The organism is Neobacillus soli NBRC 102451 (genome assembly GCF_001591665.1).
GTDB lineage: Bacteria > Bacillota > Bacilli > Bacillales > Cytobacillaceae > Neobacillus > Neobacillus soli.
In genome coordinates this window covers 68,566-82,445 of the sequence record NZ_BCVI01000040.1, presented here as the reverse complement: position 1 = coordinate 82,445, position 13,880 = coordinate 68,566, and the positions used below count along the sequence as shown (strand labels likewise).

Here is a 13,880-nt window from a genome sequence, read left to right as displayed (position 1 = left end):
TGAATGAACGGAGAATTAGTCAGAATCTTTATACCTTTCTACAAGTACGGGTTGAATTTGTTTCCCTTCCATTGCTGCTTCAACTGTTTCAGAAAGCAATGTCATTCGGGCAACCATGGAATTAGGCTTTTTTACTGGGTCATCCTGGCCGTAGGGAATAAAATAAATATTTTTTGCTGCCATTAATTTCATTAAATTAATTCCATTTAGACCTAGTGCATCATTTGTAGATATCCCCAGAACCACTGGCTTTAAATTTCGGAGTGTTGCCTTAGCAGCCATTAACACCGGACTATCGTTCATGGCATTCGCAAATTTACTCATCGATACACCTGTCAGCGGTGCAATAACCATACAATCAAGCGGAATTTTTGGTCCTAAAGGCTCCGCTTTGACAATGGAATCAATGACCTTATTACCTGTTAAATCCTCTATTCTTTGAATCCAGTCTTCCCCTTTACCAAAACGGGTCTCGGTATTCTTCACTGTAAAAGTCACAACCGGCATTACCTCTGCACCGGCATGAACCAGCTTTTCTATTTCTGGAAATACCGCATCATACGTACAATGGGAGCCGGTTAGACCAAAGCCAATTCTTTTACCTTTTAAACTCATTTCACTTTCCCCTTTCGCTTTTTCAGGTCATCTTGCAGCAGTTGGGCGAGAACATTGGCCAGAATTTGGCCAGCCGTTTTCGGTGCAACAATTCCTGGCAATCCCGGAGCAAGCAATGCTTTTATACCCCTTTTTTCCGCGTATCTGAAATCAGTCCCGCCAGGCTTTGATGCTAGATCAATAACGAGCGTATGTGAAGGTAGTTTAGAAATGACCGTAGCCGTAACAATTAAATGCGGTGCCGTGTTAATTAATATATCTGTATCCGTCACTTCATTTACTAAATTATTTAAATGGAAGGGCGTTAAGCCCATTTCCGTGATTCTTGCCAAATGTTCGCTTTTTCTGGCCCCAACCTTTACCTTTGCTCCGAGCGCGGCAAAGGTTCTTGCTACACTCATTCCAACTCTTCCTAAGCCTAAAACGGTAATATTTGCACCGTGAATCGTGAAGTCGGTATGCTGGATTGCCATCATAATTGTGCCTTCCACAGTTGGAATCGAATTATAAATGGCAACATCATCCCTTTCAAATAACTGAATCAGCGTTCGTTTTGCCTGCTTCGATATTCCATTTAAATAGGCATTGCTTATCCCTGAATAAATCGAACAATGTTCAGGCGTTTTACCCAGTATTGATTCTGTCAGAATAACCCTCTCATTAGAAAAGATTGTTTCTACCTGCCCTTCTAAATTTGTACCGGGCACCGGGAGGATAAGAGCATCCATATTTGAAAAATCAACCTCATCCAGCTTTTCCTTGACCGCACCAGCGAAGGCGTGATCAAGCTGTTCGAAACCAATAAGCGATAACCTTGCATCCAATTCGGTTAACTTACGGATGATTTCCAGCTGTCTGGCATCTCCGCCAATCACGGCTATCTGCATCCCTGTCAGCATGAAAACATTCACCTTCTTCTTTTAAAAATCCAACTTTTTTTCCTTTTTCATTATCCAGCTACAGCACCGCTAAAAGTAAGCTCCGCTTTTCTTCATATCACTCCAACATCTTATGTAAGATTTCTTGATATGGTGAGTTTTCCACCTTTAGTAAAATGAAAGAGCCCAAGCAAAATTTGTTTTGCTTGGGCTCTTTTTGAATTTTTACTATTCTTCTTCAGGAATATCAATAATGATCATGTCAGTGCCTATTTTTTTTATATGCTGCCAGGGAACCCTTATTTCCTCTCCTTGTTTCCGGAAACCAAACCATTTTAATGAAGGAATAAGCAATGCCTGTATTTGCCCTGTTCCTTCATTAATTTCTAAATCTGTCTGACCTAGTACTCCAAGACGCTCCGCCTTTTTCACATCAACAATTTCCTTCCCGCTTAATTCACTCAGCCTCAATCCGACGCCCCCTTCATAGCCCTTTTCTATTAGTTTATAGAGGGAAGTCCTAAAATAGACTATAGAAAAAAACAGTTCGCAAGCGAACTGTTTTTTCATGTTACGTTAATTTATTTGGAAATTCTCCGTCGGGACTAATTAAGGTAACGGAGTATTTATCATTAAAGACCCTATTGGTCATTTCGTCTACACTCTTTTTAGAGACTAAGTCAATCTGTTCGATGATTTCGTCTAGTGAACGATGGCGTTTTAATAAAAGTTCATTTTTGCCATTCCTGCTCATCCGGCTATTTGTACTTTCTAAGCTAAGCATCAAGCTTCCTTTAAGCTGTTCTTTACTATTCGTTAATTCCTTGTCTGTAATCCCATCCCTCTTTAATGTATCGAGTGTTTCTTGGATGGTTTCAAATAAAACATTCAGCTGTTTTGCTCCAGTTCCACCGTACAATGTCACAATTCCGCTGTCCTGATAGGCGGAATGGTAGGAGAATACGGAATAAGCAAGGCCTCTTTGCTCACGAACTTCCTGGAATAATCGTGAGCTCATGCTTCCGCCCAAAATATTATTTAATGTTATTAAGCTGTAGATGTCTTCGTGTCCAACCTTTAACCCTTCGAAACCTATACATAAATGAGCCTGCTCAATTTCCTTTTTCCGTGAAATTTGATTTGCATGGAAAACAGGAATATTTTCAGGTGTCTGTTTGTTATCACCTTTATAGGCCCCAAAATACTTTTCTACTTCTTGAATAAATGCCTCAGATACATTCCCTGCTATGGAGATAACTACATTTTCAGGCGTATATCTTTCATGGATATATTCCTTTAGTGTGCTGCTCGTAAACGTATTTAATGTTTCTTCCGTGCCAAGAATTGGGTATCCCAGCGGGTGATCACCAAAAACCGCTTGGCTAAGTAAATCATGGACAATGTCATCTGGTGTATCTTCATACATTTTTATTTCTTCTAAAACAACATTTCTTTCCTTGTTTAATTCCTCCTCGACAAAAGTGGAATTAAAGAACATATCAGCTAATACATCTAAAGCAAATTGGGAATGTGTATCAAGGACTTTTGCGTAATAACAGGTATACTCCTTAGAGGTAAACGCATTCACCTGTCCTCCAATACTATCAAAGGATTCGGCAATTTCCTTGGCTGATCGTGTTGTAGTGCCTTTAAAGAACATGTGCTCAAGAAAATGGGAAATCCCATTGTTTTGTGGATTCTCATCCCTAGAGCCTGTTCCAATCCAAACACCAATTGCAACCGAACGTACGGTAGGGATATTCTCCAATACAATTCTTACTCCATTTTGACAAGTATATTTATTAATCATCGACTTCCTCCTCTAAACACAGATGCTACTATTCCATTTATTATTATACTTACAAAAGTTGACTTTCACCAATTTTCTGATATATTTTTATCAAATTATTATTCCATAATTCTTTCTTCGCTCATTAATTCAGAAAGTGTACCTATTTTAAAATTTTTCTGTTCGATTAAAGTAATTAAGCGGTCGAGGGATTTTGCCGTTGAATCAGTTGGATGCATAAGTACGATAGAACCTTTATCAATTTTTGTCATCACGCGCTCTATGAGCCTTTCAGGTGCAGGCTTTCTCCAATCAACTGTATCAACTGTCCACATAACTGTCTTCATATTTAATTGAGCGGCAATCCTTATTGTCTCATCCCGGTAGCTGCCACTAGGCGGTGCAAACCATGCACACTTCTTACCTGTTGCTGCTTCGATTACTTCGTTGGTTTTCTGGATTTGCTCCCTAGCCTGGGTGGCTGTCAGCTTTTTCATATCTGGATGTGAATAAGAATGATTTCCAACCTCATGTCCTGCACTGACAATCAACTTTGCAAGCTCTGGATTCTTTTTGACCCAATTACCTTCTAGAAAAAAGCTAGCAGATACACTATGCCTTTTTAGGGTTTCAAGCATATCAGATAAATATTCATTCCCCCATGCCACATTAATAATTAGTGTTACCATCGGTTTATCTGGATGACCTTTATAAATGGGTGATGGCGGCAAATCCTGGAGATGAACCTTTGGTTTCGTCTGGAAAAACACTAGTTTCTTTTCATCATAGATGCCTTTTTTTTTCATATTTTTATATGAGGCGGTAATATCAACCTTCAGCCCGTTATATCCGGGAATGGCCTTCCAGACCCTGTCTACGGTCGCTTCAGAAGGTGGTATTTCATATGTAGAGGCATTTTTTATAATACGTTGATATAGTGGATCCGATTGCTTCACTGCCGGAAGAGCAGATTCTTTTAATGAGGCCACGTATTTATTCACAATTGGATTGCTCACTGTGATCCATGCAGTCAAACAAATTATGATAAAAATTGAAACCTTTTTCATCTACCTTTCCCCCTTTCATACAGATTATGTATGTGAAGGACAAGGTAGAACATGGAAAGACTAAAGCTTATGGAATACATGTTCACATAGAAAAAGCCAGGGACCCCCCTGACTTTTTTATTAGTATAAACTCAAATATTATTGATTTTCTTCAGCTTTTTCACGCTGTTCTTTCAAAATTGCTTTTCGCGATAAGTTCACGCGGCCTTGTTTGTCGATTTCGGTTACTTTTACTAAAAGCTCATCCCCGATTTTAACAACATCCTCCACTTTACCAACTCGTTCTTCAGCAAGTTCGGAAATATGAACGAGACCGTCTTTACCGGCAAAAATTTCCACGAAGGCACCGAATTTTTCAATTCGTTTAACCTTACCAAGATACATTTCACCTACTACAACCTCACGAACAAGATCTTCAATGATTTTCTTAGCCTTTTGGTTCATTTCTTGATTTGTAGAGGCAATAAATACAGTACCATCCTGTTCAATATCAATCTTAACACCAGTTTCTTCAATAATCTTATTGATTTGTTTTCCGCTCGGTCCAATCACATCACGGATTTTATCTGGATTGATTGTCATTGTTAAAATCTTCGGTGCAAATTCAGAAAGTTCCGCTCTTGATTCTGAAATGGTTGCAAGCATTGAGTTTAAGATATGCATTCTTCCTACTTTTGCCTGCTGTAAAGCTTCTTCTAAAATTTCGCGGGAAAGACCCTCGATTTTAATATCCATTTGCAGGGCTGTTACTCCTTTAGCCGTTCCAGCTACTTTAAAATCCATATCTCCAAGATGATCTTCCATCCCTTGAATATCGGATAATACAGTATAATGCTCACCTGATTTCACAAGACCCATCGCAATTCCTGCTACAGGGGCTTTGATAGGAACTCCTGCATCCATCATCGCTAATGTACTTGCACAAATACTTGCCTGAGATGTTGAACCATTGGATTCAAGTACCTCAGAGACTAGACGAATCGTATAAGGAAAATCCTTTTCCGATGGAATAATTGGTTCAAGAGCACGTTCACCTAGTGCACCATGTCCAATTTCCCGGCGGCCTGGGCCGCGGATCGGACCTGTTTCTCCAACACTGAATAATGGGAAGTTATAATGATGCATAAACCGTTTTTCTTCCTCAATTCCTAGTCCATCCAGAATCTGTACATCACCCATTGCCCCAAGGGTACAAATACTTAAGGCCTGTGTTTGTCCACGTGTAAATAATCCTGAACCATGAGTACGAGGCAAAATACTTACTTGGGAAGATAACGGACGGATTTCATCAATTTTCCGGCCATCCGGACGAACCTTCTCAACTGTAATTAAGCGGCGAACCTCACCTTTAACAATCTTGTCCAAAATTTGCTTCACTTGTTTCATATCATCCGCAGTTGCTTCTTGTTCTTCGTAGCTTGCAATCACGCGATTTTTCACTTCTTTAATTGCATCTTCGCGGGCATGCTTCTCTTGAACCTGAATGGCATTTACCATATCAGCTTCACACATTTCTCTTACTGCGGCCTCAAGCCCTAAATCAATCTCATATAGATTAATTTCTCTTTTTTGCTTACCAATCTCGGTGACAATTTTCTCTTGGAATTCAATTAAACTTTTGATTTCATCATGACCAAACATAATGGCTTCAAGCATTGTTTCCTCTGGCACCTCAAGGGCACCTGCCTCAACCATGTTGATTGCATCCTTTGTACCAGCAACGGTTAAGTGGATATCACTTTTTTCAGCTTGTTCAACTGTTGGATTGATAACAAACTCATTGTTTACCCGTCCAACAACAACACCAGCAATTGGCCCTTCAAACGGAATATCTGAAGTAGATAAAGCCAAGGAAGAACCGAACATAGCAGCCATTTCCGAGGAACAATTTTGATCCACACTCATAACAATACTAATGACTTGAACATCATTGCGGAAACCATCAGCAAAAAGCGGGCGAATCGGTCTGTCAATCAGACGGCTTGCTAAAATTGCCTTTTCACTAGGTCGGCCCTCACGTTTAATAAAGCCGCCAGGAATTTTACCAACAGCATACAACCGTTCTTCATAGTTAACTGTTAATGGAAAGAAGTCTAAATTTTTTGGTTCTTTTGAAGCAGTTGCTGTACTTAATACGGCTGTATCACCATAACGTACCATAACCGCACCGTTTGCTTGTTTAGCTAGTTGGCCAATTTCAACGGTTAACTTACGACCTGCCCAATCCATAGAATATTCATGTTTCGTATGTTCCATTTTTTTACCCCTCTCTATCTAAATCTTACTAAATCTTTAAAATATAAAAAAAGCTTTAAAAGCTTATTGTATAAATTCAAATCACTTATAGTATGCACAAATAAGTTCCGACTTAAAAATATGTATAAAAAATTTTCGTTTTGTCTAGCGTCAGCGCCTTTTTAACCTAACAAAAAAGCGGGATAAATCCCGCTTCTTTAAACTAACGACGTAGACCAAGCTTATTAATTAACACACGGTAACGTTGAACATCTTTGTTACGTAAGAATGTTAAAAGATTACGACGTTTACCAACCATTTTCAAAAGACCGCGACGTGAGTGGTGATCTTTCTTATGAGTACGTAAGTGCTCGTTCAAATTGTTGATTGATTCAGTAAGGACAGCGATTTGAACTTCTGCAGATCCAGTGTCGCTCTCATGAGTTTTATACTCAGAGATCAGTTCATTTTTACGTTCTTGAGTGATTGCCATCCGGATTCACCTCCTAAAATTTACAAATCCCCTGGTACCGAGCAAACGTTGGTGATTCGTCTTGCCAAGTATAGGTTATTTTTTAATACGTTAATAAGGATACAACTTTTTACGTCAAAAAGCAAGTTAATACCTACTTTTATTGTAGGAAAAACTCCTATTAACAACCGGCATCATGAAGATTGTCGATTCTTTATAAGAAAAGTGCAAGCTCCCAGTTCAGCGGCGTATGGCCTGGAGCGCTCCAACTGAGATAAAGGAAACACGGAGAACGAAGGACACTAGCCGCTAGGGCGCTGGAGCTAGACAATTCTCAAAATACTCTCTTATCTTTTAAAATAAGTAATAACATTTTGCTTATCCTTTTCAATTTGAGTAACGAGTTCTTCGACCCCTGCGAATTTCTTTTCTTTTCGTAAATGAAGATGCCATTCAATGACCACATCTTTACCGTAAATGTCTTGATTGAAGTCAAATATATGAACTTCAACGGATACGCGCAATGCTTCCTTATTAAATGTAGGTTTAAACCCCACATTACAAACACCCTTGTGCCATTGACTATCGATTTTTATTCTGACTGCGTAAACACCAAGGGGGGGAAAAATATACTCCTCATTTACGTCGATGTTCGCGGTTGGAAATCCAATTGTTCTGCCTCGTTTATCTCCATGGATGACGACTCCTGAGGTTGTATAGAAACGGCCTAAGAGAGATGAAAGTTCATCCATTCTTCCATCCGTTAGAAGATTGCGAATTCTAGTAGAACTAACCTTTTCGTCACCTTCAGTGAACTTGGGAACAACTGAATAAGAAAATACATCTCTCGAATGGAAGGGCAGTGTTTCCATTGTTCCTTTTCCCATCCTGCCATAAGTAAAATCAAATCCAGCGACAACGTGTTGGACATTAAGCCCGATTACGTACTCATCAATAAATTCTTGCGGTAAAAGGTTAGCAAATTCTAATGTAAATTGGATGATAAACAGGTAATCAATTCCTATTCTCTCCAAAATTTGAACTTTTTCTGTTAATGGGGTTATATAATGCACATGCCTCTTATTTTTTCCTAATACAACTGATGGGTGTGGATCAAAGGTCATCACGGCGCTATGTAAACCTTTTTCCTCCGCCTGTCTCTTTGCCTCAAGGATTACTTGCTGATGGCCCCTATGGACGCCGTCAAAATAGCCAAGGGCCATAGCCAAGGGCGGAAATTCGTTGTTCATTATCTTAAGTGGGAAACTAAGCCTTATTACTTCCAAGAAACTCACCTTTTCCATACCGTACCTGTTTATTCTATATTATTTCGCAATACTTTAACTGGTTTAAGAAGATCTGGCTTGTTTGGATGCCTTGCATAAATAGCAAGAGCCAGTCCATCTATAGTTTCAGCGATAATAGGTCCGTTACTGTTTTTTAGATGTTCGGGCATTGCTAATAATGCCCCATTTTTCACTTTCTCTGCTACTTTATCATTAATCAGTAATTTCGGCAAATGGGAAAGTGCCGTTTCTAAAGGCCTTAATACAGTTGTGATTGTTCCTTCGCTCATCAATGCTTCTACCTCATCAAAGGTTAAACAATCCTCCAATTTAAAGGATGCTGATTGAATTCTCTTTAAATCCGACATATGGGCGGGATATCCAAGGCTTTCACCAATCATGACGGCTAAAGTTCGAATATAGGTCCCCTTACTGCATCTTACCCTAAAACGAAAGCTAATCGTCTCCCCAGAAAATTCAACCCTCTCATCTAGAAGTTCAATTGAATGGATTGTAACCTTTCTAGAAGGCCGCTCAACTACAATCCCTTTACGTGCATACTCATAGAGACGCACCCCTCCCACTTTTACCGCTGAGAACATTGGAGGTGTTTGTTCAATTTCACCGGTTAAGGAATCAAAAATCTGAAGGATTTCTTCGCGTTGAATTGTCCGATCAATCCTTTTCTGTTCAACAATTTCGCCTGAAGCATCTTCCGTTGTAGTTGCATAACCAATGGTTACTTCACCTTCGTACGCTTTACCAGCATCAGTTATGTATTCGGCAACCTTCGTCGCTTTACCAATACAAATAGGAAGAACCCCTGTGACATCGGGATCAAGTGTACCTGTGTGTCCAACTTTTTTGGTTTTTAAAATCTTTCTTAATTTAAAGACACAATCATGTGAAGTCAACCCTGCTGGTTTAAATAATGGTAAAATACCTTCCACCTTATTCGCTCCGTTCTCCATTTTTTCTCGAAAAAAATGGATAGACAATTGTCTATCCATTTACTCTTCTTCCTTCTTCTCCACCGGTTTCTCATCCGATTGCAATTGATGAAGAAGTGTATCAATTCGATGTCCGTAATCGATTGATTCATCCCATTCAAAGATGATTTCCGGCGTTTTACGGAGACGAATACGATGGCCAATTTCAGTCCGAATGAACCCTTTTGCTTTAGCTAGACCTTTTAACGTATTTTCTCTTTGCTCTTCATCACCTAGAACGGAAATATAAACTTTGGCTTGCTGTAGATCACCAGTTACTTCAACGTCAGTAACTGTCACAAAACCAATCCGGGGATCTTTGATTTTACGACTGATGATGTCACCCAGTTCTTTTTTCATTTGTTCACTAACACGATTTGCTCTGTGGCTCATCACATTCACCTCTTTATTTAAAGCCATTCAATCTCGGTGATCGTTCTTTCTATTTGCGGAGACTTCCACAAATAGAAAGAACTGAGATCATTTACGTTCAATTTCTTCCATTACGAATGCTTCAATGATATCTCCTTCTTTAACATCGTTAAAGTTTTTAATAGTTATTCCACATTCATAACCTTGCGCCACTTCTTTTACATCATCTTTAAATCGTTTTAAGTCATCGATTTGACCTTCAAAAGTAACAATACCGTTACGAATTAAACGAATTCCGCTGTCGCGGGTAATTTTACCATCCGTTACATAAGAGCCGGCAATCGTGCCAACTTTTGAAACCTTAAAGGTTTGGCGAATTTCAGCTTGACCGATAACTTTTTCTTGGAATTCGGGGTCAAGCATACCTTTCATTGCTGCTTCAATCTCTTCGATCACTTTATATATAATACGGTGTAGACGAACGTCTACTTTCTCGGCTTCTGCAGCACGCTTCGCATTTACATCCGGACGAACGTTAAAGCCAATGACAATTGCATTCGAAGCAGCAGCAAGACTAATATCAGACTCATTAATCGCGCCTGCACCACTATGAATAATTTTTATATTAACACCCTGTACGTCGATTTTCTTCAGAGAAGCTGCTACGGCTTCAGCTGAACCTTGAACATCAGCTTTAAGAATGATGTTTAGATCCTTCATTTCACCTAGCTTCAACTGATCAAATAGTGTTTCAAGACTGACGATTGATTTTTCACCACGCTGGGCCACCAATGCCGTTTGGGCACGTGCTTCTCCTACCTGACGAGCTGTCTTTTCGTCATCAAAGACAACAAAACGGTCTCCAGCCTGTGGCACATCGCTTAGTCCAGTAATTTCAACAGGTGTCGATGGTCCCGCTTCTTTTACGCGGCGGCCTTTATCATTTACCATTGCACGGACACGTCCAAACGTGTTTCCGACAACGATTGGATCGCCTATTTTTAAAGTTCCGTTTTGAACTAATAACGTGGCAACAGATCCACGCCCTTTGTCTAGCTGCGCTTCAATTACTGTCCCAACAGCTTTCCGTTGCGGATTAGCTTTGTATTCCTCTACTTCACCAACGAGAAGAATCATTTCAAGCAGATTATCAATTCCTTCACCTGTTTTAGCGGAAAGTGGTACAAAGATTGTTTCACCGCCCCAGGCTTCTGCTACTAATCCATGTTCGGTTAATTCCTGCATTACACGATCTGAATTTGCCGCTTCTTTATCCATTTTATTTACCGCGACAATAATTGGTACTTCAGCAGCTTTGGCATGGTTAATCGCTTCAACCGTTTGCGGCATGACACCGTCATCTGCAGCAACAACTAGTATGGTAATATCGGTAATTTTTGCACCGCGGGCACGCATTGTTGTGAAGGCAGCATGTCCAGGTGTATCAAGGAAAGTTATTTTCTTCCCATTTTCAACTACTTGATAGGCCCCGATATGCTGTGTGATTCCTCCAGCTTCGCCTTCGGTTACCTTTGTGTTTCTAATTGAGTCTAAAAGGGTTGTTTTACCGTGGTCAACGTGACCCATGATGGTAACAACAGATGGTCGTTCCACTTGGGATTCAGCAGCATCTTCTGTAAAATAAACTTCAAGGTCCGTTGTATCGATCTTGATTTCCTCTTCAACCTCTACCCCATACTCACCAGCAATCAATTCAATCGCATCTTTATCTAAAACTTGATTTATGGTTGCCATCACACCAAGTAAAAAAAGCTTTTTAATAATTTCTGAAGGCTCGCGATAGATCTTTTTAGCTAGTTCTCCAACCGTTAGTGATTCACTATAGGTAATTTTAGCGGGAAGCTCTCTCTCTTTCCGCTTTTGCGGCTGTGCTTGCTGAACTGGCGTATGAGCCTTCTTCTTTTTATTAAAATTATTATTACGATTCTGGTTGTTATTATAAGGCTTGGCCTTAGCTTTATCAGCATTGCTGAAGACTTTATTTTCTTTTGATTGATTTTGCTGATTTTGTTTTTTCCCTTCAGCCGTTTTTGGCGGAGAGACTACTTTTACCTTGCTTGGAGCAGCAGTTTTATCAGCCGCTTCCTCAAATGCTTTAGGTGTTGCTTTCGTCTGCGTTTGTGGCTTTTGCCCTGAATTAGCTGGACGTTGCTGGGCAGGACGCGCGTTCGAGCGATTTTGTTGCCCATTCCCTTGTTTTTGCTGTGGTGTGCTGTTTTCTTTTTTGTTGTAGGTAGCGTCAAGTTTTTTAACTTCTGAATCTTCAATTGTTGCCATATGGTTAGAAACCTCTATATTCATTTCTTTTAATTTTGTGATGATTTCTTTACTTGAAATGTTGTGCTTTTTTGCATATTCATATACACGTATTTTACTCATCTTTTCACCCCCGCTAGATTTAATCGAGCAACGTTACCAGTTTTTTGGCGAATCCATCATCCAGAATAGCTACAACAACGCGGGCTTCCTTGCCAATTGCTTGACCAAGAAGATGACGATTTTCCACAAGTTTATATGGAACCTCATACGAATTACATTTATCTGTAATCTTTTTTGTCGTATTTGCAGAAGCATCTGCGGATAATAAAATGAGGCGCGCTTTCCCGCTTTGAATCTGCTTCACGGTTAGCTCCTCACCAGATATGATTTTGCGTGCTCGATTGGCCAAGCCAAGCAATGACATCCATTGTTTTTGGTTCATTTGGATAGTCAGTTCTCCTTCTCTATGAGCTCTAAGAGCTCTTCGTATAACGAATCATTTATAGAAACCTGTAAGTGATTAGATAGGGTATTTTTTTTCTTGGCAAGTAAGACAGCTTCCTTGTCCTTTGAAAGGTAAGCACCCCTTCCTGATTTTTTACCCGTCAGGTCGATGGATACATCCCCTTCTTTTGAGCGAACGATGCGAACGAGTTCTTTTTTCGGCTTCATTTCACCGGTTGCTACACACTTGCGCATAGGAACTTTTCTTTGAGTGTTCACTCATCATTCACCTCACATTTTAGTCCAAATCTTCTTCAAACTCGAAATCAGAATCAACTTGATCATCAAAAAGCCTAATCGTTTCCTCACGTGGATAAATACCAATTTCTCGAGCTTCGGTTTCTGATTTGATATCAATTTTCCATCCTGTTAATTTCGCAGCTAATCGGGCATTTTGTCCTCGTTTCCCGATGGCTAATGATAGCTGATAATCTGGAACAACCACGGTTGTTGCTTTTTCATTTTCGTTAATCATGACATCTAAAACCTTAGAAGGACTAAGCGAGTTCGCAACAAATACAACGGGATCGTCAGACCATTTAACAATATCGATCTTCTCACCCTTCAATTCATTGACTACGGCTTGAACCCTCGTTCCCTTTTGACCAACACAAGACCCAACTGGGTCAACTTCATGATTGTCCGAATGAACCGAAATTTTCGAGCGGTCTCCGGCCTCACGGGCAACAGATTTAATTTCAACGGTTCCGTCATATATTTCAGGAACTTCAATTTCAAATAATCGTTTTAAAAGCCCCGGATGTGTCCTAGATACAAATATTTGCGGACCCTTGGTTGTTTTTTCAACTTTTGTAATAAATACTTTGATTCGATCATGCGGCTTATAACGTTCGTTTGGCATTTGCTCGTTTACCGGAAGTAATGCCTCTATTTTCCCAAGACTCACATAGATAAATTTAGAATCCAGCCTTTGAACGATACCAGTCATAATATCTTCTTCGCGGTCAATAAATTCCGAATAAATAATGCCTCGTTCTGCTTCTCTAACACGTTGGGTAACGACCTGCTTTGCCGTTTGCGCGGCAATCCGGCCAAAGTCCTTTGGAGTTACTTCCATTTCGACAACATCTTCGACCACGTAGTTTGGATTGATTTGTCTAGCATCCTCAACAGAAATTTCAAGCCGCGGATCAAAAACTTGATCGACCACTTCTTTCCTGGCAAAAACGCGCATCGTGCCGGTGTTTAAATTTAAATCAATCCGGACATTCTGGGCCTGGTTAAAATTACGGCGATAAGCCGAAATAAGCGCTGCCTCTATGGCATCAATTAAAACATCTCTGGAAATACCCTTTTCTCTTTCCAGTATTGTAAGAGCATCTAATAATTCGCTGCTCATCTGTTTGTATCCCCCTATCCACTTCAAATTTTT

General features: G+C 39.9%; 14 protein-coding genes. All 14 read right to left on the bottom strand.

What is annotated here, in order from left to right; all coding sequences use genetic code 11:
- Positions 1 to 15: 15 nt before the first annotated feature.
- Positions 16 to 615, bottom strand: coding sequence for a dipicolinate synthase subunit B (dpaB, locus tag BSO02S_RS14805; RefSeq protein ID WP_066068688.1), 600 nt, complete (start codon positions 613 to 615; stop codon positions 16 to 18).
- Entirely contained in the window at positions 612 to 1,514 is a 903-nt protein-coding gene (gene dpaA, locus BSO02S_RS14800) for a dipicolinic acid synthetase subunit A (protein ID WP_066068684.1), read from the bottom strand. The genes dpaB and dpaA overlap by 4 nt, the downstream gene beginning before the upstream one ends.
- A 207-nt stretch (positions 1,515 to 1,721) precedes the next feature.
- A complete protein-coding gene (locus BSO02S_RS14795) occupies positions 1,722 to 1,964 on the bottom strand; it encodes a YlmC/YmxH family sporulation protein (RefSeq protein WP_066068680.1) in 243 nt (80 codons plus the stop codon).
- Positions 1,965 to 2,064: 100 nt separating this feature from the next.
- Positions 2,065 to 3,303: a M16 family metallopeptidase gene (locus tag BSO02S_RS14790; protein WP_066068677.1), complete on the bottom strand. Its 1,239-nt coding sequence runs from the start codon at positions 3,301 to 3,303 to the stop codon at positions 2,065 to 2,067.
- A gap of 98 nt (positions 3,304 to 3,401) precedes the next feature.
- Positions 3,402 to 4,349 carry a polysaccharide deacetylase family protein gene (locus BSO02S_RS14785; RefSeq protein ID WP_066068675.1) on the bottom strand — a complete coding sequence of 316 codons (948 nt, stop codon included), beginning with the start codon at positions 4,347 to 4,349 and terminating at the stop codon, positions 3,402 to 3,404.
- 138 nt (positions 4,350 to 4,487) lie between these two features.
- Positions 4,488 to 6,605 (bottom strand): polyribonucleotide nucleotidyltransferase, encoded by a 2,118-nt coding sequence (gene pnp / locus BSO02S_RS14780; RefSeq protein ID WP_066068673.1) that lies wholly within the window; start codon positions 6,603 to 6,605, stop codon positions 4,488 to 4,490.
- 202 nt (positions 6,606 to 6,807) lie between these two features.
- A complete protein-coding gene (rpsO, locus tag BSO02S_RS14775) occupies positions 6,808 to 7,077 on the bottom strand; it encodes a 30S ribosomal protein S15 (RefSeq protein ID WP_066068670.1) in 270 nt (89 codons plus the stop codon).
- Between the two features lie 326 nt (positions 7,078 to 7,403).
- Positions 7,404 to 8,342, bottom strand: a complete 939-nt coding sequence (gene ribF / locus BSO02S_RS14770) for a bifunctional riboflavin kinase/FAD synthetase (RefSeq protein WP_066068668.1) — start codon at positions 8,340 to 8,342, stop codon at positions 7,404 to 7,406.
- A gap of 29 nt (positions 8,343 to 8,371) precedes the next feature.
- The gene (truB, locus tag BSO02S_RS14765; RefSeq protein WP_066068788.1) at positions 8,372 to 9,292 is read right to left on the bottom strand and encodes a tRNA pseudouridine(55) synthase TruB; all 921 of its coding nucleotides are present in this window, start codon (positions 9,290 to 9,292) and stop codon (positions 8,372 to 8,374) included.
- 60 nt (positions 9,293 to 9,352) lie between these two features.
- Positions 9,353 to 9,724, bottom strand: coding sequence for a 30S ribosome-binding factor RbfA (rbfA, locus tag BSO02S_RS14760; RefSeq protein WP_066068665.1), 372 nt, complete (start codon positions 9,722 to 9,724; stop codon positions 9,353 to 9,355).
- 87 nt (positions 9,725 to 9,811) lie between these two features.
- On the bottom strand, positions 9,812 to 12,103 hold the full coding sequence (gene infB, locus BSO02S_RS14755) for a translation initiation factor IF-2 (RefSeq protein ID WP_066068662.1): 2,292 nt from the start codon (positions 12,101 to 12,103) through the stop codon (positions 9,812 to 9,814).
- Positions 12,104 to 12,122: 19 nt separating this feature from the next.
- The gene (locus tag BSO02S_RS14750) at positions 12,123 to 12,425 is read right to left on the bottom strand and encodes a YlxQ family RNA-binding protein (protein ID WP_066068659.1); all 303 of its coding nucleotides are present in this window, start codon (positions 12,423 to 12,425) and stop codon (positions 12,123 to 12,125) included.
- A gap of 8 nt (positions 12,426 to 12,433) precedes the next feature.
- Positions 12,434 to 12,706 (bottom strand): RNase P modulator RnpM, encoded by a 273-nt coding sequence (gene rnpM, locus BSO02S_RS14745; protein ID WP_066068656.1) that lies wholly within the window; start codon positions 12,704 to 12,706, stop codon positions 12,434 to 12,436.
- A gap of 19 nt (positions 12,707 to 12,725) precedes the next feature.
- The gene (gene nusA, locus BSO02S_RS14740) at positions 12,726 to 13,847 is read right to left on the bottom strand and encodes a transcription termination factor NusA (RefSeq protein ID WP_066068653.1); all 1,122 of its coding nucleotides are present in this window, start codon (positions 13,845 to 13,847) and stop codon (positions 12,726 to 12,728) included.
- Positions 13,848 to 13,880 lie beyond the last annotated feature (33 nt).

What these genes read in the sequence shown, in the direction of transcription:
- BSO02S_RS14785 (WP_066068675.1), bottom strand. Translation starts at nt 4,349, where the DNA reads ATGAAAAAGGTTTCAATTTTTATCATAATTTGTTTGACTGCATGGATC.
- rpsO (WP_066068670.1), bottom strand. Translation starts at nt 7,077, where the DNA reads ATGGCAATCACTCAAGAACGTAAAAATGAACTGATCTCTGAGTATAAA.
- infB (WP_066068662.1), bottom strand. Translation starts at nt 12,103, where the DNA reads ATGAGTAAAATACGTGTATATGAATATGCAAAAAAGCACAACATTTCA.
- dpaA (WP_066068684.1), bottom strand. Translation starts at nt 1,514, where the DNA reads ATGCTGACAGGGATGCAGATAGCCGTGATTGGCGGAGATGCCAGACAG.
- nusA (WP_066068653.1), bottom strand. Translation starts at nt 13,847, where the DNA reads ATGAGCAGCGAATTATTAGATGCTCTTACAATACTGGAAAGAGAAAAG.
- rbfA (WP_066068665.1), bottom strand. Translation starts at nt 9,724, where the DNA reads ATGAGCCACAGAGCAAATCGTGTTAGTGAACAAATGAAAAAAGAACTG.
- BSO02S_RS14750 (WP_066068659.1), bottom strand. Translation starts at nt 12,425, where the DNA reads ATGAACCAAAAACAATGGATGTCATTGCTTGGCTTGGCCAATCGAGCA.
- pnp (WP_066068673.1), bottom strand. Translation starts at nt 6,605, where the DNA reads ATGGAACATACGAAACATGAATATTCTATGGATTGGGCAGGTCGTAAG.
- dpaB (WP_066068688.1), bottom strand. Translation starts at nt 615, where the DNA reads ATGAGTTTAAAAGGTAAAAGAATTGGCTTTGGTCTAACCGGCTCCCAT.
- BSO02S_RS14790 (WP_066068677.1), bottom strand. Translation starts at nt 3,303, where the DNA reads ATGATTAATAAATATACTTGTCAAAATGGAGTAAGAATTGTATTGGAG.